Raw genomic sequence first — 21,720 nt, 5'->3', positions numbered from 1 at the left:
TCAGTCGCGGACGACGACCACCTGAAATTCGTCCTCGTAGATGATCCGCCCGGGGTTCGCCGACCGGACGGTCTCGCACGGGACTTCCAGGGCCTCCAGAATCGTCAGGTAGCCGTCGACCCGTTCGATGAAGACGTGGGCGCTAGCTTTGAACCACGCCGCGGCCCCGGGATTCACCTCGGCGTCGTAGACGCTCGGATCGGTGTGCGCCGGGTTGATGAAGTTCGCGTCGTACCAGTCGTTGTTGGTTCGGCGAAAGGCCTCTTGCTCGGCGGTGAGGCGGCGGCTCGCGCGAGGTTGTTGACGAGACCGAAGACTCCGGTGAAGTTGCCTCGCTTGTCGCGGGTCGGGCTCTGGAAGCGGACGAAGGACAGATCCGTCATCGACGGGGCCATCCGCGCACCCACGCCAGCAGTTCCTGATCGCGCAGGGAGTCGATCACGACATCGGCGGGGAAGTCCTGGTGCTTCAGAGTGGGCACCCCGATGACAGGCACCCCCGCCGCCCGCGCCGACCGGAGACCGGTCATCGAGTCCTCGAACGCCAGCGCCTCGGCAGGCTCGACGTTCAAGAGCGCGCAGGCGGTCAAGTACATCTCCGGATCCGGCTTCGGCGCGGCCACCTCGTCGGCGGCCAGTTTCACGGGAAACATTTCCGAAAGCCCGCCGCGAACGAGCGCGGCGTCCAGGAGGGCTCGGGGCGAGTTGCTCGCGACGGCGACCGGAACGGCGGCGGCGGTCAGTTCGACCAACTCGCGCGCGCCGGGCATCGCCTCCGCTTTCGCGGTGACGACCTCGGTCACCAACCTCAGCAACTCGTCCGCGATCTCGGCGCCGCCGCCGGGTTCGCCGAACGCCTCCGCCATCGCGTCGGCGGCGGCCGGTAGCGACTTGCCGATCACCAACGCCTTCTCGTCCGGACCGAACGGCAGACCTCGCCGCGCGAACAGTTCGGTCTCGGCCACCGACCAACACGGCTCGGTGTCCATGAGCAATCCGTCGCAGTCGAAGACCACCGCGCGCGGATTTCGGCCGTCGAAGAACCCCTTCACACTTGCCCCCAGTTCAAGCACTCAGCGTCACATCTTCGTCATCACACAGCTATCGTCACCGTGACAAAACGACCCGGTGTGATCCCTAATCGGTTTCGCGTGTCTGTTTTGCCTGATTTTCGTCCATCAGCGCCACGATGCGTTCAAGATCGTCCACCGAGCCGAATTCGAGGGTGATCCGGCCTTTTCGACGACCGAGGTCGACCTTCACGCGCGTGTCGAAGCGGTCCGAAAGCCGGTTCGCCAGTTCCTGGAGACCGGGCGCCTGGATCGGCTTGCGGGGAGCGGGCTTCGGCTTGGCCGGCTTTTCGCTCTTTTTGAGCGTGACGGCTTCCTCGGTCGCGCGGACCGACATGCCCTCCGCGACGATCCGCGCGGCCAGCTCTTCCTGACTGTCGGCGTCTTCGAGAGAGAGCAGCGCCCGCGCATGGCCCGCCGAGAGCACCCCTGCCGCGACCCGTCGCTGGACCGCGAGGGGGAGTTTGAGCAAGCGGATCGTGTTCGTGATGACCGGGCGGCTGCGCCCGATCCGGCCTGCCAGCTCCTCGTGCGTGACCGCGAACTCGTCGAGCAGCTGCTGATACGCGGCCGCCTCTTCGAGCGGGTTGAGCTGAACGCGGTGGATGTTCTCGAGCAGCGCGTCGCGCAGCATCGCCTCGTCGGCGGTCTGGCGGACGATCGCCGGGATCGCCTCCAGCTCGGCCAGCTGGGAAGCGCGCAGCCGCCGCTCGCCCATGACGAGTTCGTACTCGTCGGCGCCGAGCTCCCGGACCACGATGGGCTGCATGAGCCCGAACTCGCGGATCGAGTGCTCCAGCTCGTTGAGCGCGTCCTCGTCGAAGACCTGCCGCGGCTGCTTCGGGTTCGGCTTGATCTGGCTGACCGGCACCTCGCGGTAGACCGCGCCTGCCACCGTGCCACCCTGCACACTGGCCGCGCCGTTGGCCGCGAACCAGCCCTTGTCCTCCGGCCCCGACGGCCCCGAAGAGCCGGCAGGGGGAGCGGGGACCGCGGTCGAACCGTTCTCGGCGGGGGCCGCGGAGCCCGGTGGCGGGCCGGTGGGGATCAGGGCGGCGAGCCCGCGCCCGAGCCCCCCTCTGCGCTCGCTCATGCCGTACCGCTCCTTTCTTTCATCTCCACCCCACGCTGCGCGATCTCCTTCGCCGCGTCCACGTAGCTCATCGCGCCCCGGGAACCCGGGTCGTACGCGAGGACCGTCTGCCCGTATCCGGGCGCCTCGGAGACCTTCACACTGCGCGGGATCACGGTCTTCAGCACAGTGTCCCCGAAGTGGTTCCGGACCTCGTTCGTCACCTGATCGGCCAGCTTCGTCCGGCCGTCGTACATGGTGAGCAGAATCGTGGAGACGCTGAGTTCGCGGTTCAGGTGCGCCTGGACGAGCTCGATGTTGCTCAGCAGCTGCCCCAGACCTTCGAGCGCGTAGTACTCGCACTGGATCGGGATCAGCACCTCCTGCGCGGCGACCATCGCGTTGACGGTCAGCAGACCGAGCGACGGCGGGCAGTCGATGAAGACGTAGTCGACGCCGATCTCGTCGAGGATCTCGGACGAGAGCGCCTCCTTGAGGCGCATCTCGCGGGAGGCCATCGAGACGAGTTCGATCTCGGCACCGGCGAGGTCGATGGTCGCGGGCACGCAGTAGAGGTTGGGCGACTGCTCGCTCTGCTGCGCCGCCTCCGCGAGCGACACCTCACCGATCAGCACCTCGTAGATCGAAGGCGTGCCGGACCGGTGGTCGATGTCGAGCGCGGTGCTCGCGTTGCCCTGAGGGTCGAGGTCGATCACGAGCGTCTTGAGCCCGTGGACGGCCAGGGCGGCGGCGAGGTTCACCGTGCTCGTCGTCTTGCCGACGCCGCCCTTCTGGTTGGCGACCGTCAGCACACGCCGGCGGTTCGGCCGGGGGAGCGCGCCTTCCTTGGGGTGCAGCACGCTGGCGGCGCGGACGGCTTCTTCGGCGATGGGCGTCCAGCCGAGTTCGTGGCCAGTGCTCGCAGGGTCGGACGGTGGGGGAGTCACCGGTCTCGAGCCTCCTCTGTATTAGACGTGGGAGTCGTTCTGCGTTGTTTCACGTGGAACCGGACTAGCTGCGCCTGCCGCGCGGTCGGGACGGTTTCAGGGGCAGGCGGTGGATCACGACGACCGTGCTGGGGACCTCGAGCACCTTCGCGCCGCACTCGAAGACTTCCGGCTCGCCGCCGCCTGCCTTCCGGACGGCGGCGCGATCGCGTTCGATTTCCTCTCCGGCGCTCGCTCCTTTGAGGGCGACCAGAGTTCCTTGCGAACGCACGAGCGGGAGGCACCAGTTCGCGAGCCGGGCCAACGGAGCGACCGCCCGGGCGGTGACGACATCCGCGCCACCGAGCTCCTCGCGTACCTGCCGCTCTTCCGCGCGCCCGCGGACAACGGTGATGGGGAGTTCCAGCTTCTCGGCAACCTCGGCCAGCCAGTCGACCCGGCGGGCCATCGGTTCGAGCAGAACGATATCGAGGTCCGGTCGGCTGATCGCGAGCGGTACACCCGGAAGCCCGGCGCCCGACCCGACATCGACCACGCGCGCGCCGTCGGGGATCCGCTCACCGATCACGGCGGAGTTCAGGACGTGACGCTCCCAGAGCCGATCGACCTCACGGGGTCCGATGAGTCCACGCTCCACGCCGTGGCGCTCCAGGAGTTCGACGTAGCCGACGGCTTGCTCGACGCGGTCTCCGAATACTTCCGACGCCGCACTCCGTACCGATGCGGCGACCCCGTCCAAGCCCACTCTCGCTCCTCAACCTCGACGCCGTTTCACGTGAAACGCGCTCCGACTGATTGTCCATGACGCCGACCGCAAAGCGGGGAGACAGACCGAAGTTGTGGACAACTCCACTCGCCTCGCGCGTTTCACGTGAAACGCCACGCGTGTAATTCGTGCCAGGAGCCCTCGCGAAGCGACCCCTATATATAAGGAAGCGGCCCGCCGGATGACCGGCGGGCCGCTTCGCGCGAAGAAACCGTCAGGCGGGGAAGATGACGACCCGGCGCTTCGGGTCCTCTCCTTCGCTCTCGCTCTTGACGCCGTCGACGGCGGCGACCGCGTCGTGCACGACCTTCCGCTCGAACGGGCTCATCGGCTGGAGCCGGACCCGCTCGCCGGAGGAGACCACCGTCTCCGCGGTCGAGCGGCCGAGCTCGCGAAGCTCCTCGCGACGGTCCGCGCGCCAGCCCGCGATGTCCAGCATCAGGCGGCTCCGCGAACCGGTCTCCTGCTGGACCGCCAGCCGCGTCAGCTCCTGCAGCGCTTCGAGGACGGTGCCGCGCGGTCCGACGAGCTTCTCCAGATCCTCGCCACCGTCGATGCTGACGATCGCGCGGCCCGCCTCGACATCGAGGTCGATGTCGCCGTCGTAGTCCAGAAGGTCGAGCAGCCGCTCGAGGTAGTCGCCGGCGATGTCGCCTTCCTTCACGAGGACGTCGTCGTCGACACCTCCCTTGCGACCGGTCTCTTCAGCGGCGCCTTCGACCTCGGCCGCGCTGTTCTCTTCGGCGTCGATCGTGTCGATCGTCTCCGCCATTGTTGGTCTCCTCTCCAGCCCGGATCGGCGTCAGCGACGCTTCCGGCCCGATTTCTTAGTCGAGTCCGAGATGAGACCGGGCGTCTCCGCGCCGTTCTCCTTCGAGCCGTTCGTCGACGGCTCGGCTGATGCGTTCGTGGTGTCCTTCTTCTCCGCGGCGGCGGAACCGGTCTGTGTCGAACCGGTCTGGGCGAAGCCGTGGGCCGAGCCCGCCTTCTTGACCTGACCGGTGGAGGACGGCTTGTTCTTCTTCTGCTGGACGGGCTTCTGGCCGGGGCGCGGCGCGGTCGGCTTCTGACCCGGCTTCGGGCCGAGGTTCGCGCGCTTCTCCTTCTCGGCTTCCTTGCGGGCCTCTTCTTCCTTGTCGATCCGCGTGTAGACGAGGCGCTGCTGCATCAGGGTCCAGCCGTTGTTGGCGAGCCAGTAGAAGAGAAGGCCGACCGGGAACAGCGCACCGAAGACGAGGACACCGAGCGGGAAGATGTACATCGTCAGCTTGTTCATCATCGCGGTCTGCGGGGTCGCCGACTCGGGGTTCTGACGCTGGACCGAGTGACGCGCGGTGAGGTGCGTGGCGATGCTCGCGACGATCATCAGCGGGATCGCGACCGGGGCGACGCCCCAGTGGAAACCGGCGACCGTGTTGCCACCGCTGACCACCCCGACGCCGGTGTAGATGGCGTCGCCGAGGGTGACACCGAAGATCTTCGCGTGGACGTACGAATCGACACCGGCCTGGGTGAAGAAGTAGTTCTCGGTCTTCGGGCCGCCGTACGGGTTGATCGTGAACATCCGCAGCACGTGGTTCAGACCGATGAAGACCGGGATCTGCAGCAGCATCGGCAGGCAGCTGCCCAGCGGGTTGACGCCGTGCTCCTTCTGGAGCTTCTGCATCTCCATCGCCTGGCGCTGCCGGTCGTTCGCGTACTTCTTCTGGATCTTCTTCATCTCCGGCGCGAAGTCCTGCATCTTCTTCATCGACCGGACCTGGTTCACGAACGGCTTGAACATGATGCCGCGGACCGTGAACGTCAAGAAGATGATCGCGAGGATCCAGGAGATCGCGTTCGACTCGCCGAGCACGAACCCGAAGACCTTGTGCCAACACCACAAGATGAAGGACACGGGGTAGTAGATGAAGTCGAGCACTGAGCTACTCCTCGATCGGTGTTTCAGGTCGGCGGTGGCGCCACGAGAACGTCTCGGGTACCGAATCGCGGCCGGGCATGGTCCATGGGCCACAGCGCAGCAAACGCCGGACCGCGAGATAGGTGCCGCGGCCGGCGCCGTGCCGGGTCAGTGCCTCGACGGCGTACGCGCTACAGCTCGGGTAGAACCGGCACGCCGGAGGAAGAAAGGGGGAGATCGCCTTGCGGTACAGCTTGACGGGCAGGAGCAGCACCCATGCCACCGGTCCGGGCCGGGCGTCTTCGGTGGTCTCGTTCTCGGTGGCTCGCATGCCGTTACACCGCTGATCCGTTGTCGGGGGGTCGCGTCTGGCGGGGCTTCCCGGTGACGGCGGAAGGCCCGGACAGCCCGAGACGCCGCAACGACGCGTCGAGGTCCGAGCCGAGTTCCGCGCTGGACGCGTCCGCGGCCGGTGGTAGTGCCCGTATCACCAACGAGCTCCCGGGCGGCAGTGTTCCGATCCGGTCGGAAACGAGATGCCTCAACCGGCGGCTCACCCGGTGGCGCACCACCGAATTGCCGACGGCCTTGCTCACCACAAAACCCGCCCGCGCCGCTTCGGCGGCATCGGACGGGTCCGTGGTCAACGCATGGACGACGAGGCGGCGCCTGCCTGCCTTGGCCCCACGCCGCATCACGGCACGGAAATCCTCACTGCGCCGCAACCGTGCGGCGGCCGGCAGCACGACGTCCCTCGACGGCGGCCGGATCAGGCGGACAGCGCGCCGCGGCCCTTGCGACGGCGAGCCGCCAGGATGGCCCGGCCGGCGCGGGTCCGCATCCGCAGCCGGAACCCGTGGACCCGGGCGCGTCGGCGGTTGTTCGGCTGGAAGGTGCGCTTACCCTTGCTCACGACTAACTTCTCCTGTTTCTCGGCCGCCGGGAACGGTTCGACCCGTTCCTGGCGTGTCGTGCTGACGCACGGCAGTCTCTGGTGTCTCCTACCAACGTGTGGCCTCGTCACGTCGAGCGACGACAACGTGGGCACGCGAAACGCCCCCGCTGTATACGGGAGACCTTACGAGGGTACGCACCCACCGCCGGAGCCCGGCAGGCACCCCCTCGACCACGGACCGCGACCGTACCGGGAGAGTGATCACCGACGACGCGCGGGCATCGAATGGCAACACGCCGTACACCGTGAAATGCTTGCGCGCGAGGATGCCTTGTGGCAACGAGCGGGGCTTGTTAGCGTGCCCCTCCCGGGTTTTCGCCGAGGTGGAACGGTGCAGGCGCCCGGGTGTCCTTGGGGATGTGGAGGCGTCCCGTCGGCATACGTCGATCCCGCAGGTGGGCTCACCGCGGGTCGCCGTACATTAGTGCACAGCTGTGGACAACTATGTGGATATTTGCTGTGCGCATGAGCCGATCGGGCCATGATGACGCTCGACCCGGCGTTTCGGGCCGCTGAGTGATCTCACGCACGCACCGAATGAGGGGAGGGGAGTCAGGCAGGTGTCCGATCACCAGCACAATCTTGGCGTCATCTGGGAACAGGTCGTGCGCGAGCTGTCCGATGGCACCCTCTCCCCGCAGCAGCGCGCCTGGATGCGGGTGACCCGGCCGATCGGCCTGCTCGACGGCACCGCGCTCCTCGCCGCCCCCAGCGACTTCGCCAAGGAAGCGATCGAACGCGCCCTCCGCGGCGCGATCACCGAAGCCCTCTCGCGCCGGCTCGGCCGCGCGGTCTCGCTCGCGGTGAAGGTCGACAGCACCGAGACGCACACCTCGATGCCGCCGCCCGCTCCCGGTCCTCGCTACGACCCTTCACCCGGTCGGGTGGAAAACGGTTCCGGCCCGGTGCCGGGTACCCCGCCGCTGCCCGACGGTGACGGCATGCTGTCCCCGACCAGGCCCCGGCCCGAGCCTCCGAAGCCGAGGCCGCCGAGGCAGCAGCCGGTGGACAACAGCCTGAACGACGGCGATGACAGCGATGAAGAAGTCGACGAAGAGGGCGAGGCCCTCGCCGCCGTGACCGAGATCTGGCCGACGTTCTCCGGCCAGCCGATCGCGGGCCAGCCCTACACCGCGCCGGCGCAGCCGCAGACGTCGAAGACGAAGCTCAACGAGAAGTACACGTTCGACACCTTCGTCATCGGTGCGTCGAACCGCTTCGCGCACGCGGCCGCGGTCGCCGTGGCCGAAGCACCGGCCCGCGCGTACAACCCGCTGTTCATCTGGGGAGAGTCCGGACTCGGGAAGACCCACCTGCTGCACGCCGTCGGGCACTACGCGCAGCGGCTGTTCCCCGGCATGCGCGTGCGGTACGTGTCGACCGAAGAGTTCACCAACGACTTCATCAACTCGCTGCGCGACGACCGCAAGGTCGCCTTCCAGCGCCGCTACCGCGACATCGACATCCTGCTCGTCGACGACATCCAGTTCCTGGAAGGCAAAGAAGGTACGCAGGAAGAGTTCTTCCACACCTTCAACACCCTCCACAACGCGAACAAGCAGATCGTCGTCTCCTCCGACCGCCCGCCGAAGCGCCTCGAAACGCTGGAAGACCGGCTGCGCACGCGGTTCGAGTGGGGTCTCATCACCGACATCCAGCCGCCGGAACTCGAAACGCGGATCGCGATCCTTCGCAAGAAGGCCGCGCAGGACCGGCTCGCGGTTCCGGGCGAGGTCCTGGAGTTCATCGCTTCGCGCGTCGAGGCGAACATCCGGGAGCTCGAAGGCGCGCTGATCCGCGTCACCGCCTTCGCGTCGCTGAACCAGCAGCCGGTCGACGTCGCGCTCGCCGAGATCGTGCTCCGGGACCTGATCCCGGATTCGCACGCGCCGGAGATCACCGCGCCGACCATCATGGGTGTCACGTCCGAGTTCTTCGACGTCACCCTCGACGATCTCTGCGGGCCCGGAAAGACGAAGGCGCTCGCGACCGCGCGTCAGATCGCGATGTACCTCTGCCGCGAACTGACGGACATGTCGCTGCCGAAGATCGGGCAGACCTTCGGCGGCCGCGACCACACGACGGTCATGCACGCGGACAAGAAGATCCGCAAGGAGATGGCCGAACGACGGCGTATCTACGACCAGGTCCAGGAGCTGACCTCCAGGATCAAGCAGCGCGCACGGCAGTAATTCCTTAGCACACAAGGACTTCAGGGGCTCTCACCGTCCAGGTGGGAGCCCCTTCTTCATGCCCTCTTCCGGCTCCCACGGCCGTCTACATAGGTCAGAAGGACGCTTAGAGCCGCGAAGGCTGGGTACCTGACCGAGACCACGTACGTGTGCGGAAGACGCGGAACGTGCGTACACGCACTTTTGAATTTCCCTTGTGTACAAAGGGAATCCACATGCTGTGGGTATCTTGTGCACAACTCCCGCGACGGGAAGACCAGCGGCGATCGGGTTTCCGTCCACATCGCACTCACAGGCAATCCACAGCATTTCCACACCAAGATCCACACGCTGTCCCCAGGTTGCCCACATGTTGTGCACAAGGGTGACGCGAGCCGCCCTGATCACTCTCCCGAGCGATTCCGGTCACGAACCGGGCCCACAGCCCCTGGGTACAAATCGCCGCACAACTGGGGATAACCGTGGGGACAACTGTGGATGACTGTGGACAGATCGAGCGTGGCCCGAAACCATCCACCGACGGCCCGAGCTGTCCACCGTCCGTACACACCCGGAGTCCACAGGCTTCGACGTGCCCGGACCTGCGCGAACGAGCCTTGTCCACACAATCCACAACACCTATTACTACTGCTGTCTTTTCTTCTTCTCTAGAAGAGAACAAAACAAAAACAGGCGAAGGACGAAGTTGGGGACAGCCGGAGAGCCGTGTCGTCTTGTCGACAAAAGCAAGGGGAGGCCGAGGTGACGCGGACACCCGGGACGGCCTAACGTGGGTCCCTGCACCTGGTCTGCGTGTCGACGTGCGTTCGCGTCCTCGCACGGACCGAACGAACCTGCGAGGCACCTGGCCATCGCGCTCTCCGGCCGAGGTGACCCGTTGAGCTTTCGAGCCGTCAGGGGCTCGGCTGTCGAAAGGAAGCGCGCATGAAGATCCGCGTCGAGCGTGACGGGCTGGCCGACGCCGTCGCGTGGGTGGCGAGAAGCCTCCCGTCGCGGCCTCCGGTCCCGGTGCTGGGCGGTGTCCTGCTCGATGCGGGATCCGACGGGACGAGTGACGCACTCACCGTCTCCGGATTCGACTACGAGGTCTCCGCCACCGTCGGCGTCCCGGCCACCATCGCCGACGGCGGCCGCCTCCTGGTCTCCGGCCGTCTGCTGGCCGACATCACCAAGTCACTGCCCGCGCAGCCGGTCGAGATCTCCGTCGACGGCGCCCGCGCGACCATCACCTGCGGCTCCGCGCGCTTCTCCCTGCCGACGATGCCGGTCGAGGACTACCCGCAGCTCCCGTCCCAGCCCGCCTTCGCGGGCGAGCTCACCGGCGACGCCTTCGGCCAGGCCGTCACCCAGGTCGTCGTCGCCGCGGGCAAGGACGACACCCTCCCGATGCTGACCGGGATGCGGCTGGAGATCTCCGGCTCGTCGCTGACCCTGGTCGCCACCGACCGGTTCCGGCTCGCGATGCGCGAGTTCACCTGGGAGCCGGCCGAGGGCCTGTCCGACGCCGCCGTGCTCGTCCCGGCGCGCACGCTCGCCGAAGCCGCGAAGACGCTCGGCGCCAGCGGTTCCAAGATCCGCCTCGCGCTCGCCAGCGGTGAGGGCCTCCTCGGTCTCTCCGGTTCCGGCCGCTACACCACGACCCGGCTCCTCGACGCGGAGTTCCCGCCGTACCGGCAGCTGCTGCCCGCGCAGCACACGTCGCGCGCGGTCATCGAGGTTTCCGCGCTCGCCGAGTCGATCAAGCGTGTTTCGCTGGTCGCCGAGCGTGGCACCCAGGTGCGGCTGGAGTTCAAGGACGGTTCGCTGCGGCTCTCCGCCGGTGGCGACGACGAGGGTTCGGCCGAAGAAGAGCTTCAGGTCGACTACGAGGGTGAGCCGGTGACCATCGCGTTCAACCCGGGTTACCTCGTCGACGGGCTCGGCGCGCTGAACGCGAACCGCGCGGAACTGACGTTCACCACTCCGAACCGGCCGGCGCTGATCAAGCCCGCCGACGAAGAGGGCAACGTCGTCCCCGGCTACCTGTACCTGCTGATGCCGGTCCGCCTCCCTGGCTGACCGGTCGTCGATTTTTCTTTCGCACCAAAGGGGATCTTCATGGCTCAGCTGGGACTCATCGGCCTCGGCAAAATGGGGTTCAACATGCGTGAGCGGCTGCGTGCGGCCGGTCACGAGGTGATCGGCTACGACCGCAACCCGGACGTCACCGACTCCACGTCACTCGAGGACATGGTGTCCAAACTGGACGGTCCCCGGATCGTCTGGATCATGGTGCCCGCCGGTGAACCCACCCGGCAGACCGTCGCGGAGCTCGGCAACCTGCTGTCCGAGGGCGACCTCGTGATCGACGGCGGCAACTCGAAGTACACCGACGACAAGATCAACGGCGACCTCCTCGCCGCGAAGCAGATCGGTTACCTCGACTGCGGGGTTTCCGGTGGCGTGTGGGGCAAGGACAACGGCTACGGCCTGATGGTCGGCGGCGCGGCTTCGGACGTCGAGAAGGCCATGCCGATCTTCGACGCGCTTCGCCCCGAGGGGCCGCGCGAAGAGGGCTTCTCGCACGCCGGCGCCGTGGGCTCCGGTCACTACGCGAAAATGATCCACAACGGCATCGAGTACGGCATGATGCAGGCCTTCGCCGAAGGCTTCGAGCTGCTCGAAGCCGCGAAGGTCGTCGAGAACGTGCCCGCGGTGATCAAGGGCTGGCAGCGTGGGACGGTCGTCCGCTCGTGGCTGCTCGACCTGCTCGTCCGCGCGCTCGACGAGGACCCGGAGCTGGACGACCTCGAGGGCTACGTCGAGGATTCCGGCGAAGGCCGGTGGACCCTCGAAGAGGCGATCAACAACGCGGTCCCGGCGCCGGTCATCTCGGCCGCGCTGTTCGCGCGGTTCGCCTCGCGCCAGGAGGACTCCGCCGCCATGCGTGCCGTCGCCGCGCTGCGCAACCAGTTCGGCGGCCACGCCGTGAAAAAGGTCCAGTGACGACGGCCGGCCACTAGGCAGACAGCTTGTACCTAAGACATCTCCAGGTCACCGACTTCCGGTCCTGGCCACAAGCCGATCTCGCGCTCGAACCCGGCCCGACCGTCCTCGTCGGACAGAACGGCCGCGGCAAGACGAACCTCCTGGAGGCGATCGGCTACATCGCGACCCTGGGTTCGCATCGCGTCGCGACCGACGCGCCGTTGGTGCGGCACGGATGCGAACGCGCGCTGATCAGGGTCGCGGTGGTCAACGAGGACCGCGAACTGACGGTCGAGCTGGAGATCACCCCCGGCAGGGCGAACCGCGCGCGGGTCAACCGCGGCGCGGTCGGCAAGCCGCGTGACGTGCTCGGGATCCTGCGCACGGTGCTGTTCTCCCCGGAGGACCTGGCACTCGTGCGCGGGGATCCCGGGGAGCGCCGCCGGTTCATGGACGAACTCCTCGTGCTGCGCGCGCCCCGGTACGCCGGGGTCCGCGCCGACTACGAGAAGGTCCTGAAGCAGCGGAACGCCCTGCTCAAGACAGCGGGCAAGCGGCGTACGGGACGTGAAGACCCGTACGCGTTGTCGACGCTCGACGTCTGGGACGACCACCTGGCGGTCGCGGGGGCCGCGTTGCTGGCGGCTCGGCTGAACCTCATCGCGGACCTCGCGCCGTACGCGGCCTCCGCGTACATGGGGGTCGCGCCCGATTCGAGACCGGCGAAGATCGCGTACAAGTCGAGCCTGGGCGAAGCGATGCCAGAGGGCTACGGCACCCCGGACGGTCCCCGCGCCGACCAAGCCGTACTCAAGGAAGTGCTGGTCGAGGCGCTGAAACGGTCCCGGAACCTGGAGCTGGAACGCGGGGTGAGCATGGTCGGCCCGCATCGGGACGAGCTCGATCTCATCCTCGGCGAAGCGCCGGCGAAGGGCTACGCGAGTCATGGGGAGTCCTGGTCGTTCGCCCTCGCGTTGCGTCTGGGAAGCTACGAGCTCCTGCGTGGCGAGGCCGGGGAACCGGTGCTTCTGCTGGATGATGTGTTCGCCGAGCTGGACCGGCGTCGCCGGGCCCGGCTGGCGGAGGTGGCGGCCGGTGCCGAGCAGGTACTGGTGACCGCCGCCGTGGACGAGGACGTACCCGCCGAGCTGGCCGGGCACCGATTCCTCGTGGCGGATGGTGAGATCAACCGAGGGTGATCCGCGCGGCGGACACCCCGGGTGATCGGCGCCACAGCAGTTGCCCACCGATCTGGGGACAAACCTGTGGACAGTGTGGATAACACCGGGAACGCGTTATCGCCCCGTGTGACCAAAGGGCCTGATAAGCGGCTTGACACCCCCCGCTCGGGCGGTAACCCGAGTGAGGGAGCCTTGTTCGACACGCAGAGTGAACGGCCCTCGGTATCTAACGGCCCAACCGGCACTGAAGGCAACGAGCCGACTACCGGTCGTGACCTCGCACGTGCCGCTCTGGACGCCGCGAAAGCCAAAGCGAAGGCCCGCGGAGTTGAACCAGGTGTGCGTCGTGGCCGTATCACCGGAGGAGGGTCCGGTGCGAACGGCCAGAGTTCGCGCCGTCGTCGCTGGTCAGGACCTGGCGCCGACATCCGTGACCCGCAACCGCTCGGCAGGCTCGCCTCCCGGATCGCGGTGGACCGCGGCTGGAACACGCGGCTGGCCAACGGTCAGGTCTTCGGCCACTGGGCCCGGCTCGTGGGTGACGAGGTCGCCGAACATGCCCAGCCGGTCGCTTTGAAGGACGGCGAACTGACAGTGCGCGCCAGCTCGACGGCGTGGGCGACGCAGCTTCGCCTGCTTCAGAGCCAGCTGCTGGCGAAGATCGCGAAAGGCGTCGGGCACGGCGTGGTGAAGAAGATGCGGATACAGGGGCCGACGGCGCCCAGCTGGCGGAAAGGGCCGCGGCACGTCCCGGGGCGTGGACCGCGTGACACGTACGGCTGACCCGACTTGCGCTTCGCCGCGCCTGTGCTTCGGAGACCGTGCCGCCAAAGCCCCGAGAAGCCGCTCAGAGTGCTTCGGATGAGTCAAGACTCTTCTTCGAACGAATTAGCGCGCCTGTGAGCAAATCAGGGGTGTCCTTGCCGCATGTCTGCGGACGCGGCCAAGTACACTGGAGACGAGCGAGCTTCCGCTCGGGGTAGACGAGGAGAATCAACGCCTGTGACCGAGAACAAGAGCGAGTACAACGCGTCGTCGATCACGGTGCTCGAAGGTCTCGAAGCCGTCCGCAAGCGTCCCGGCATGTACATCGGTTCCACCGGTGAACGCGGCCTCCACCACCTCGTCCAAGAGGTGGTCGACAACTCCGTCGACGAGGCGATGGCCGGTTACGCCACCAAGGTCGAGGTTACCCTGCTGGCCGACGGCGGGGTGCGCGTCGTCGACGACGGTCGCGGTATCCCGGTCGACATCCACCCCAAGGAGCAGAAGCCGACCCTCGAAGTCGTGCTCACCGTGCTCCACGCGGGCGGCAAGTTCGACAGCGACTCGTACGCGGTCTCCGGCGGTCTGCACGGCGTCGGTGTCTCCGTGGTGAACGCGCTCTCGACCAAGCTGATCGCCGAGGTCAAACGCGGCGGGCACAGCTGGCGCCAGGAGTACATCGACCAGATCCCCGGTGAACTGCAGGACCTCGGCCCGGCCGAGGACACCGGAACCGTCATCACCTTCTGGGCCGACGGCAGCATCTTCGAGACCACGACGTACAACTTCGAGACGATTTCCCGTCGTCTCCAGGAGATGGCCTTCCTCAACAAGGGCCTGACCCTTTCGCTGCGCGACGAGCGCGTCGCCGACGAAGAGACCGAAGAGGACGCTTCCGGCCAGGCGGCGAGGGTCAAGGAAAAGACCTACTGCTACCCGGGCGGTCTCGAAGACTTCGTCAAGCACATCAACGGCAGCAAGGACCCGATCCACCCCAACGTGATCTCCTTCGAGGCCAAGGGCACCGGCCTCGAGGTCGAGGTCGCCATGCAGTGGAACAACGGCTTCACGCCGTCGGTGTACACCTTCGCCAACACGATCAACACGCACGAGGGCGGCACGCACGAAGAGGGCTTCCGCGCCGCGCTCACCCGCGTCGTCAACGCGTACGCGCGCGACAAGAAGCTGCTCAAGGAGAAGGACGCCAACCTGACCGGTGACGACGTGCGCGAGGGTCTCGCCGCGATCGTCTCGATCAAGCTGTCCGAGCCGCAGTTCGAAGGCCAGACCAAGACCAAGCTGGGCAACAGCGAGGCCAAGACGTTCGTGCAGCAGACGTCGAACGAGTGGCTGGCCGACTGGTTCGAGCGCAACCCCACCGAGTCGAAGACGATCATCAACAAGTCGATCTCCTCGGCACACGCGCGGATGGCCGCCCGCAAGGCGCGCGACCTGGTCCGCCGCAAGGGCGCGCTGGAGATCGGCGGGCTGCCCGGCAAGCTCAAGGACTGCCGCTCGACCAACCCGTCGGAATGCGAGCTCTACATCGTCGAGGGTGACTCGGCGGGCGGTTCGGCCAAGGAAGGCCGCGACTCGATGTACCAGGCGATCCTGCCGATCCGGGGCAAGATCATCAACGTCGAGAAGGCCCGTATCGACCGCGTCCTCAAGAACACCGAGGTCCAGTCGCTGATCACCGCGCTCGGCACCGGCATCCACGACGAGTTCGACCTCGAGAAGCTGCGCTACCACAAGATCGTGCTGATGGCCGACGCCGACGTCGACGGCCAGCACATCACCACGCTGCTGCTCACCCTGCTGTTCCGCTTCATGACCCCGCTGATCGAGCACGGCCACGTGTTCCTCTCGCGGCCGCCGCTGTACAAGATCAAGTGGCCGCGGCAGGAGCCGGAGTACGCGTACTCCGACCGCGAGCGCGACGCCGTCATCCAGGCGGGTGTCGAGGCCGGCCGGAAGCTGCCCAAGGACGACGCGATCCAGCGCTACAAGGGTCTCGGCGAGATGAACGCCGAAGAGCTGTGGGAGACCACGATGGACCCGGCGAACCGGCTGCTCGGCCAGGTCACCCTGGACGACGCCGCGCAGGCCGACGACCTGTTCTCCGTCCTGATGGGCGAGGACGTCGAGGCGCGCCGCTCCTTCATCACGCGCAACGCCAAGGACGTGCGCTTCCTCGACGTCTAGCGACGTCCCGCTCTTTTGTCCCTTTAGGACTGCTCCCACGAGAAGGACCTCATGACGGAAACCTTGCCGCCGGCGCCGGACCACGACCGGATCGAACCGGTCGACATCCAGCAGGAGATGCAGCGCTCCTACATCGACTACGCGATGAGCGTCATCGTGTCGCGGGCGCTGCCGGACGTGCGGGACGGCCTCAAGCCGGTGCACCGCCGCGTGCTGTACTCGATGTTCGACTCCGGCTTCCGCCCCGAGCGCGGGTACAACAAGTGCTCCCGCGTCGTCGGCGACGTGATGGGCAACTACCACCCGCACGGTGACTCCGCGATCTACGACGCGCTGGTGCGGCTCGCGCAGCCGTGGTCGCTGCGGTACCCGCTGATCGACGGCCAGGGCAACTTCGGTTCGCCGGGCAACGACCCCGCCGCGGCGATGCGGTACACGGAGTCCCGGCTCGCGCATCTCGCGATGCACATGCTGCAGGACATCGAAGAAGACACCGTCGACTTCTCCGACAACTACGACGGCCGCACCCAGGAACCCGACGTCCTGCCGTCGCGCTTCCCGAACCTCCTGGTCAACGGCGGTTCCGGGATCGCGGTCGGGATGGCGACCAACATCCCGCCGCACAACCTGCGCGAGGTCGCCGACGGCGTCAAATGGGCGCTGGAGAACTTCGAGGCGACCGACGACGAACTGCTCGCCGCGCTGCTGGTCCGCATCAAGGGCCCGGACTTCCCGACCAAGGCGATGATCCTCGGCACCTCCGGCATCGAGGACGCGTACCGCACCGGCCGCGGTTCCGTGCGCATGCGCGCGGTCGTCGAGGTCGAAGAAGACGCCAAGGGCCGCACGATCCTGGTCGTCTCCGAGCTGCCGTTCCAGGTCAACCCGGACAACCTGGTCGAGAACATCGCGAACCTGGTCCGCGACGGCAAGCTCACCGGCATCTCCGACATCGCCGACGAGTCCAACAGCCGCAGCGGTATGCGGATCGTCGTCACGATCAAACGCGACGCCGTCGCGAAGGTCGTGCTGAACAACCTGTTCAAGCACACCCAGCTGCAGCAGAACTTCGGTGTCAACATGCTGGCCCTGGTCGACGGCGTGCCCCGCACGCTGCGCCTGGACCAGATGATCCGGCACTACGTGAAGCACCAGATCGAGGTCATCGTCCGCCGGACCCGCTACCGGCTGCGGAAGGCCGAGGAACGCGCCCACATCCTGCGCGGCCTGGTCAAGGCGCTGGACATGCTCGACGAGGTCATCGCCCTGATCCGGCGGTCGCCCTCGGCCGAAGAGGCCCGGCCCGCCCTGATGAGCCTGCTCGACGTCGACGAGATCCAGGCGACGGCGATCCTCGACATGCAGCTCCGCCGCCTCGCGGCACTGGAGCGGCAGCGGATCATCGACACCCTGGCCGAGATCGAACTCGAGATCGCCGACCTCAAGGACATCCTCGAGAAGCCCGAGCGGCAGCGGACGATCATCGCCGAGGAACTCCAGGAGATCGTCGACAAGTACGGCGACGACCGGCGCACCAAGATCATCCCGTTCGACGGCGAGGTCTCGGTCGAAGACCTCATCGCCGTCGAGGACGTCGTCGTCACCATCACCCGCACGGGGTACGCCAAGCGGACGAAAACCGATCTGTACCGCTCGCAGAAACGCGGCGGCAAGGGCGTCCAGGGCGCGACCCTCAAACAGGACGACATCGTCCAGCACTTCTTCGTCTGCTCCACGCACGACTGGATCCTGTTCTTCACGAACAAGGGCCGCGTCTACCGGGCCAAGGCCTACGACCTGCCCGAGGCCAACCGCAACGCGCGCGGCCAGCACGTCGCGAACCTCCTCGCGTTCCAGCCCGACGAGAAGATCGCCCAGGTCATCGAGATCCCGAACTACGAGGTCGCCCCGTACCTCGTGCTCGCGACCCGCCGCGGCCTGGTGAAGAAGACCAAGCTCACCGACTTCGACTCCAACCGCGCCGGCGGCCTCATCGCCGTCAACCTGCGCGAAGGCGACGAACTCGTCGGTGCGGTCCTCGCGGCCGCCGAGGACGACCTGCTCCTCGTGTCCGCCGAGGGCCAGTCGATCCGCTTCCACGCCACCGACGAAGCCCTGCGCCCCATGGGCCGCGCGACCTCCGGTGTGCTCGGCATGCGGTTCAACGACGGCGACGAACTGCTCGGCGTCAACGTCGTCCAGCCGGACAAGTTCCTCCTCGTCGCCACCGGCGGCGGCTACGCCAAGCGCACCCCCACCGAGGACTACCCCGTCCAGGGCCGCGGCGGCAAGGGTGTGCTCACCATTCAGTACGACCAGAAACGTGGCAGGCTGGTGGGCGCGGTCATCGTCGACGCCGAAGACGAGCTCTACGCGATCACCTCCAGCGGCGGGGTGATCCGCACTTCGGCCGGACAGGTGCGCAAGGCAGGCAGGCAGACGAAGGGGGTGCGGCTGATGAATCTCGACGAAGGAACCACTCTTCTCGCGGTCGCACGCAACGCGGACGAGCCCTCAGACGTCGCCACTGCAGGTAGTACTGAAGGAGAAGAAGCCCCGGCGTCGGAGCAGGAGTAGACGACGCCCCACGTACTGGGTAAGGACTGACACCTCGTGACACCATCCGAGAAGCCCGAAGCAGGCGGCGCGAAGGCGGGTTCGTCGACCCCGCCTTGGCAGCGTGACAGCGGTGCCGGGGAACCCGAAGGCTCCAGTGAGCAGACGGTCTCGGTGTCTTCGGTCGCCACCGAAGACGTGGCCCACTCGGAACCGAAGCAGGACGCGACAACAGTGACCGACTATCACGGGGTCAGCGGCACCGCCGCGAGAAGGCTCTTCGGCGACAGCGGAGAGGGCGAACCCGCCCCCTCCGCTGTCCCGTCCGCCTCCCGCACCCGCGCCGCCCCCACCGCGCTCCGCCGCCCCGGCCGCGGACCGCGTCGCGCCAGCCTGCAGATCAAACGCTTCGACCCCTGGTCGGTGCTGAAACTGTCCCTCGTCCTCGGCGTCGCACTGTTCTTCGTGTGGCTCGTCGCCGTCGGCGTCCTCTACACCGTCCTCGACGGCATGGGCGTCTGGGACAAACTCAACGGGACCTATTCGTCGCTCGTCGGCGGAGAAGGGGCCGACGCGCCGGCCGACCCGCTGATCAGCGCCGGCCGAGTCTTCGGGATCGCGGCCATCCTCGGCGCCATCAACATCGTGCTGATCTCGGCGCTCGCCACCGTCAGCGCGTTCATCTACAACGTCTCCGCCGACCTCGCCGGAGGCCTCGAAGTAACCCTTTCCGAACGAGAGTGACCCGGTTGCAGGACGCCGCGAGGCGTCCTGTAATCTTCTCCTCGTTCGGGCCCATAGCTCAGGCGGTTAGAGCGCTTCGCTGATAACGAAGAGGTCCCAGGTTCAAGTCCTGGTGGGCCCACCCGATTCGCCCGGTCGTGTTTGCGGACAACGCAAACCTCGATCGGGTGTTTTTCGTTTCTGGGGGTCGAACCCCCAGACCCCCGCCAGGGAGGGCTCCGCCCCCCTGGACCCCCCGGGTGTTGGGGCGCGTGGCCGTTGCGGGTTGCGGAGCATTGCCGTGGGGGATTGGTTCCACGTGGAACGTGGTGCAGTAGCATCGGTGGGTAAGCGGAGCAACTCGGCAGGAAGAGGGGGCTTCTGATGAAGAAGCTGTTGGCACTCGCGGTCATCGCGGGCGGCGTGCTGTTCGTGGTCAAGCGCAACAAGGCCGCCAAGGCTGAGGCCGACCTCTGGCGTGAGGCCACCGCGCCGACCGAGCGCCCGCTCGGCTCCGTTTCCACCAACGGAAGCGCGCCGACCAAGGCCGCGGACGCGTCCCGCAACAACTGAGTTTCCCGCGGGCGGTTATCATGATCGCCTGCGACTCGGGGCTGTAGCTCAATTGGTAGAGCACCGCCTTTGCAAGGCGGGGGTCAGGGGTTCGATTCCCCTCAGCTCCACAGAAAAACGGCTTGGCCAGAGGGTTTCCTCAGGCCAAGCCGTTGTCGTTTTCCCAGGCTTCCACCCGGAAAGTGCTCTCCGCCGCCGCAGACGGCACCGGGAAAACCTGAGCGAAGCCTCTATGACGGGACGCCTCTAAACGAGAACCCGTACAGCGGGGTGATCCGGCTCAGTCCACCTCGGCCGAATCGCGAAATCGAGCAGTAGAAAAGCTACCCGAGCGGTGACATTCGTCACCCGATCCGGATCGCGAAGTCGGGCTCCCAGCCAAGTCAACGCTGCTTACATGGGGGTGAAATTCCGGACAGCGAGGTGACACCATGATCGGTTTCGAAACCGACCTCGACGATCTCAGGGCGTCGAGCAGGGAACTGGGGAAGGCCGCCGACATCGTCAGCGGCGCGCACACCGGGGTGAGAGGGCAAGACGTGCCCGCCCCCGACCCGATCACGGGCGGCTTTCTCCCCGGGATGTTCGCGCCGGACACCGCGTTCGGGAAGACGTTGGGCATGCGTGGCGTTTCGGCGGCGTACGAGGAACACCGCGCCGCGGTCGAGAAGATGCTCGCGAAATTGCACCAGAGCACGCAGGACGCCAGCCACGCACTGGCGCGGGTCGCGGAGCTTTACGAATCCGTCGACGAAGACAACAAGCAGCGGATGAACCGCCTGGCGCACGGGGAACAGGGGTAGCGCGGGGATGGACGGGTACTTCAACGCACTGGACGCGGAGACCGCCTCCGAAGACGGCGGCAACAACGAACTCCTCGAAGGGATCTCCGACGATCTCACCGCGGGCGCCGAAAAGGCCATCGCCGCGACGGATCTCCTTTTCATGCAGTTCTTCGGCGGCGACGTCGATTGGAGCGGCGGGCGGAAAGAGCAGGTCCGAGACTTCTTCCTGGAGTTCTCCGACGCGGAGCTCGTCGGAGAGAACAGCCTGCAGACCATGATCGAGGCTTACGAAGGTCTCTGGAATTCCTTCCAGGACACGAAAGCGCCGCTCGACAGGTCTCTCGCCCTGCTTCTCAAGTGGCGCGGTGAAGGGGCCGAAAGCGCCAAGAGCTACATCCAGGGTTTGGTGAACACCTATGCCCGGGTCGGCACCAAACTCACCGTGCTGGAAGCCGACATCGTGGCCGCGCGCGACGCCATCGCGACCGCTCGGGGAGACCTGAGCAACCTGGCCGCCTCCTACCTGACCGCCGCGGAAAAGTACCGGGACGACAAGGAACGGCAAGACGAATCCGCTCTGCAGAAGGCGCTGGCGGCGACCTTCGCGGCCGCTGTCACCGCCTTGCTCGTGGCGGCCGTGCCACCGGCGGGCGGCCTCACCGCGGCGGCGTTCTTCACCACCGCGAACGGGGTCCAGGTCGCCGGCGCCGCGGCCGGTGCCGGGCTCGCCACCGCGGCCACCGTGCAGGCCGACATCGTCGGGGACAGCCCCGAAAGCATCTACAACAGCTTCCACGATGGCGTGGTCAACATCAGGGAAAGCATGTTCCGGGCGACCGAGTCGCTGATCTCGAAGATCAACGTCGAGATCAACAACCTGCCGATCATCCCCGATCCGCCGGATGTCAGCCCGGGCGAGACCTTCGATCCCGGCAACTTCGAAACGGAGAACACCGACAAGGACACGGAAAAGCGGGTCCGGGACAAGAACGTCGACATCTCGAACGACGGCAAGATCGAGCAGCCGCCGATGGAGCTGTCACCGCTGCCGACGGACTGACGGA

The 21,720-nt window shown here is 66.9% G+C and carries 21 protein-coding genes and 2 tRNA genes; 13 read left to right on the top strand and 10 right to left on the bottom strand.

Annotated features, from left to right (window positions below):
- From B0293_RS44305 to rpmH, 10 genes are all read right to left on the bottom strand, one after another.
- Complete coding sequence (locus tag B0293_RS44305; RefSeq protein ID WP_005154490.1) at positions 1 to 177, bottom strand: hypothetical protein; 177 nt, start codon at positions 175 to 177, stop codon at positions 1 to 3.
- A gap of 202 nt (positions 178 to 379) precedes the next feature.
- Positions 380 to 1,015: an HAD family hydrolase gene (locus tag B0293_RS18085; protein ID WP_281256257.1), complete on the bottom strand. Its 636-nt coding sequence runs from the start codon at positions 1,013 to 1,015 to the stop codon at positions 380 to 382.
- A gap of 121 nt (positions 1,016 to 1,136) precedes the next feature.
- On the bottom strand, positions 1,137 to 2,162 hold the full coding sequence (locus tag B0293_RS18080) for a ParB/RepB/Spo0J family partition protein (RefSeq protein WP_005154504.1): 1,026 nt from the start codon (positions 2,160 to 2,162) through the stop codon (positions 1,137 to 1,139).
- A complete protein-coding gene (locus tag B0293_RS18075; protein WP_005154505.1) occupies positions 2,159 to 3,088 on the bottom strand; it encodes a ParA family protein in 930 nt (309 codons plus the stop codon). Before B0293_RS18075 ends, B0293_RS18080 begins: the two co-directional genes overlap by 4 nt.
- Positions 3,089 to 3,152: 64 nt before the next feature.
- Complete coding sequence (rsmG, locus tag B0293_RS18070; RefSeq protein WP_005154506.1) at positions 3,153 to 3,833, bottom strand: 16S rRNA (guanine(527)-N(7))-methyltransferase RsmG; 681 nt, start codon at positions 3,831 to 3,833, stop codon at positions 3,153 to 3,155.
- 235 nt (positions 3,834 to 4,068) lie between these two features.
- Positions 4,069 to 4,626 (bottom strand): Jag family protein, encoded by a 558-nt coding sequence (locus B0293_RS18065; RefSeq protein ID WP_005154507.1) that lies wholly within the window; start codon positions 4,624 to 4,626, stop codon positions 4,069 to 4,071.
- A gap of 30 nt (positions 4,627 to 4,656) precedes the next feature.
- A complete protein-coding gene (gene yidC / locus B0293_RS18060; protein ID WP_005154508.1) occupies positions 4,657 to 5,775 on the bottom strand; it encodes a membrane protein insertase YidC in 1,119 nt (372 codons plus the stop codon).
- A 4-nt stretch (positions 5,776 to 5,779) separates the two neighbouring features.
- A complete protein-coding gene (gene yidD / locus B0293_RS18055) occupies positions 5,780 to 6,085 on the bottom strand; it encodes a membrane protein insertion efficiency factor YidD (RefSeq protein WP_005154509.1) in 306 nt (101 codons plus the stop codon).
- A 4-nt stretch (positions 6,086 to 6,089) separates the two neighbouring features.
- Positions 6,090 to 6,500, bottom strand: a complete 411-nt coding sequence (gene rnpA / locus B0293_RS18050; protein WP_039916627.1) for a ribonuclease P protein component — start codon at positions 6,498 to 6,500, stop codon at positions 6,090 to 6,092.
- A gap of 23 nt (positions 6,501 to 6,523) precedes the next feature.
- Positions 6,524 to 6,667, bottom strand: a complete 144-nt coding sequence (gene rpmH, locus B0293_RS18045) for a 50S ribosomal protein L34 (RefSeq protein WP_005154511.1) — start codon at positions 6,665 to 6,667, stop codon at positions 6,524 to 6,526.
- Positions 6,668 to 7,269: 602 nt separating this feature from the next.
- On the opposite strand from rpmH, the gene dnaA reads away from it, so the two are divergent.
- The 13 genes from dnaA to B0293_RS17980 all read left to right on the top strand — a co-directional run bounded on the left by dnaA (position 7,270) and on the right by B0293_RS17980 (position 21,716).
- Complete coding sequence (gene dnaA / locus B0293_RS18040; RefSeq protein WP_005154512.1) at positions 7,270 to 8,901, top strand: chromosomal replication initiator protein DnaA; 1,632 nt, start codon at positions 7,270 to 7,272, stop codon at positions 8,899 to 8,901.
- Positions 8,902 to 9,825: 924 nt separating this feature from the next.
- A complete protein-coding gene (gene dnaN / locus B0293_RS18035) occupies positions 9,826 to 10,959 on the top strand; it encodes a DNA polymerase III subunit beta (protein ID WP_005154513.1) in 1,134 nt (377 codons plus the stop codon).
- A gap of 39 nt (positions 10,960 to 10,998) precedes the next feature.
- The gene (gene gnd, locus B0293_RS18030; RefSeq protein ID WP_005154514.1) at positions 10,999 to 11,886 is read left to right on the top strand and encodes a phosphogluconate dehydrogenase (NAD(+)-dependent, decarboxylating); all 888 of its coding nucleotides are present in this window, start codon (positions 10,999 to 11,001) and stop codon (positions 11,884 to 11,886) included.
- Positions 11,887 to 11,912: 26 nt separating this feature from the next.
- On the top strand, positions 11,913 to 13,067 hold the full coding sequence (gene recF / locus B0293_RS18025; RefSeq protein WP_005154517.1) for a DNA replication/repair protein RecF: 1,155 nt from the start codon (positions 11,913 to 11,915) through the stop codon (positions 13,065 to 13,067).
- A 273-nt stretch (positions 13,068 to 13,340) separates the two neighbouring features.
- On the top strand, positions 13,341 to 13,832 hold the full coding sequence (locus B0293_RS18020; RefSeq protein ID WP_039916669.1) for a DciA family protein: 492 nt from the start codon (positions 13,341 to 13,343) through the stop codon (positions 13,830 to 13,832).
- A 219-nt stretch (positions 13,833 to 14,051) separates the two neighbouring features.
- The gene (gene gyrB / locus B0293_RS18015; RefSeq protein ID WP_005154519.1) at positions 14,052 to 16,019 is read left to right on the top strand and encodes a DNA topoisomerase (ATP-hydrolyzing) subunit B; all 1,968 of its coding nucleotides are present in this window, start codon (positions 14,052 to 14,054) and stop codon (positions 16,017 to 16,019) included.
- Between the two features lie 51 nt (positions 16,020 to 16,070).
- Positions 16,071 to 18,596, top strand: a complete 2,526-nt coding sequence (gene gyrA, locus B0293_RS18010; protein ID WP_005154520.1) for a DNA gyrase subunit A — start codon at positions 16,071 to 16,073, stop codon at positions 18,594 to 18,596.
- A 36-nt stretch (positions 18,597 to 18,632) separates the two neighbouring features.
- A complete protein-coding gene (locus B0293_RS18005; protein WP_005154521.1) occupies positions 18,633 to 19,319 on the top strand; it encodes a DUF3566 domain-containing protein in 687 nt (228 codons plus the stop codon).
- A 47-nt stretch (positions 19,320 to 19,366) separates the two neighbouring features.
- A tRNA-Ile gene (locus tag B0293_RS18000) sits at positions 19,367 to 19,440 on the top strand.
- Between the two features lie 242 nt (positions 19,441 to 19,682).
- Complete coding sequence (locus B0293_RS17995; protein WP_005154522.1) at positions 19,683 to 19,871, top strand: DLW-39 family protein; 189 nt, start codon at positions 19,683 to 19,685, stop codon at positions 19,869 to 19,871.
- A gap of 37 nt (positions 19,872 to 19,908) precedes the next feature.
- Positions 19,909 to 19,981, top strand: a tRNA-Ala gene (locus tag B0293_RS17990).
- Positions 19,982 to 20,302: 321 nt separating this feature from the next.
- Positions 20,303 to 20,674: a hypothetical protein gene (locus B0293_RS17985; protein WP_005154524.1), complete on the top strand. Its 372-nt coding sequence runs from the start codon at positions 20,303 to 20,305 to the stop codon at positions 20,672 to 20,674.
- A 7-nt stretch (positions 20,675 to 20,681) separates the two neighbouring features.
- The gene (locus B0293_RS17980; RefSeq protein ID WP_005154525.1) at positions 20,682 to 21,716 is read left to right on the top strand and encodes a hypothetical protein; all 1,035 of its coding nucleotides are present in this window, start codon (positions 20,682 to 20,684) and stop codon (positions 21,714 to 21,716) included.
- The last annotated feature ends 4 nt before the right edge of the window (positions 21,717 to 21,720 follow it).

The organism is Amycolatopsis azurea DSM 43854, from assembly GCF_001995215.1.
GTDB classification, from domain to species: Bacteria; Actinomycetota; Actinomycetes; order Mycobacteriales; family Pseudonocardiaceae; genus Amycolatopsis; species Amycolatopsis azurea.
This window is presented reverse-complemented; position numbering and strand designations above follow the sequence as displayed.

Coding starts and splice junctions, on each gene's coding strand:
- B0293_RS18065 (WP_005154507.1), bottom strand. CDS start 4,626: ATGGCGGAGACGATCGACACGATCGACGCCGAAGAGAACAGCGCGGCC.
- B0293_RS17995 (WP_005154522.1), top strand. CDS start 19,683: ATGAAGAAGCTGTTGGCACTCGCGGTCATCGCGGGCGGCGTGCTGTTC.
- yidD (WP_005154509.1), bottom strand. CDS start 6,085: ATGCGAGCCACCGAGAACGAGACCACCGAAGACGCCCGGCCCGGACCG.
- gnd (WP_005154514.1), top strand. CDS start 10,999: ATGGCTCAGCTGGGACTCATCGGCCTCGGCAAAATGGGGTTCAACATG.
- gyrA (WP_005154520.1), top strand. CDS start 16,071: ATGACGGAAACCTTGCCGCCGGCGCCGGACCACGACCGGATCGAACCG.
- B0293_RS17985 (WP_005154524.1), top strand. CDS start 20,303: ATGATCGGTTTCGAAACCGACCTCGACGATCTCAGGGCGTCGAGCAGG.
- B0293_RS17980 (WP_005154525.1), top strand. CDS start 20,682: ATGGACGGGTACTTCAACGCACTGGACGCGGAGACCGCCTCCGAAGAC.
- dnaN (WP_005154513.1), top strand. CDS start 9,826: ATGAAGATCCGCGTCGAGCGTGACGGGCTGGCCGACGCCGTCGCGTGG.
- B0293_RS18080 (WP_005154504.1), bottom strand. CDS start 2,162: ATGAGCGAGCGCAGAGGGGGGCTCGGGCGCGGGCTCGCCGCCCTGATC.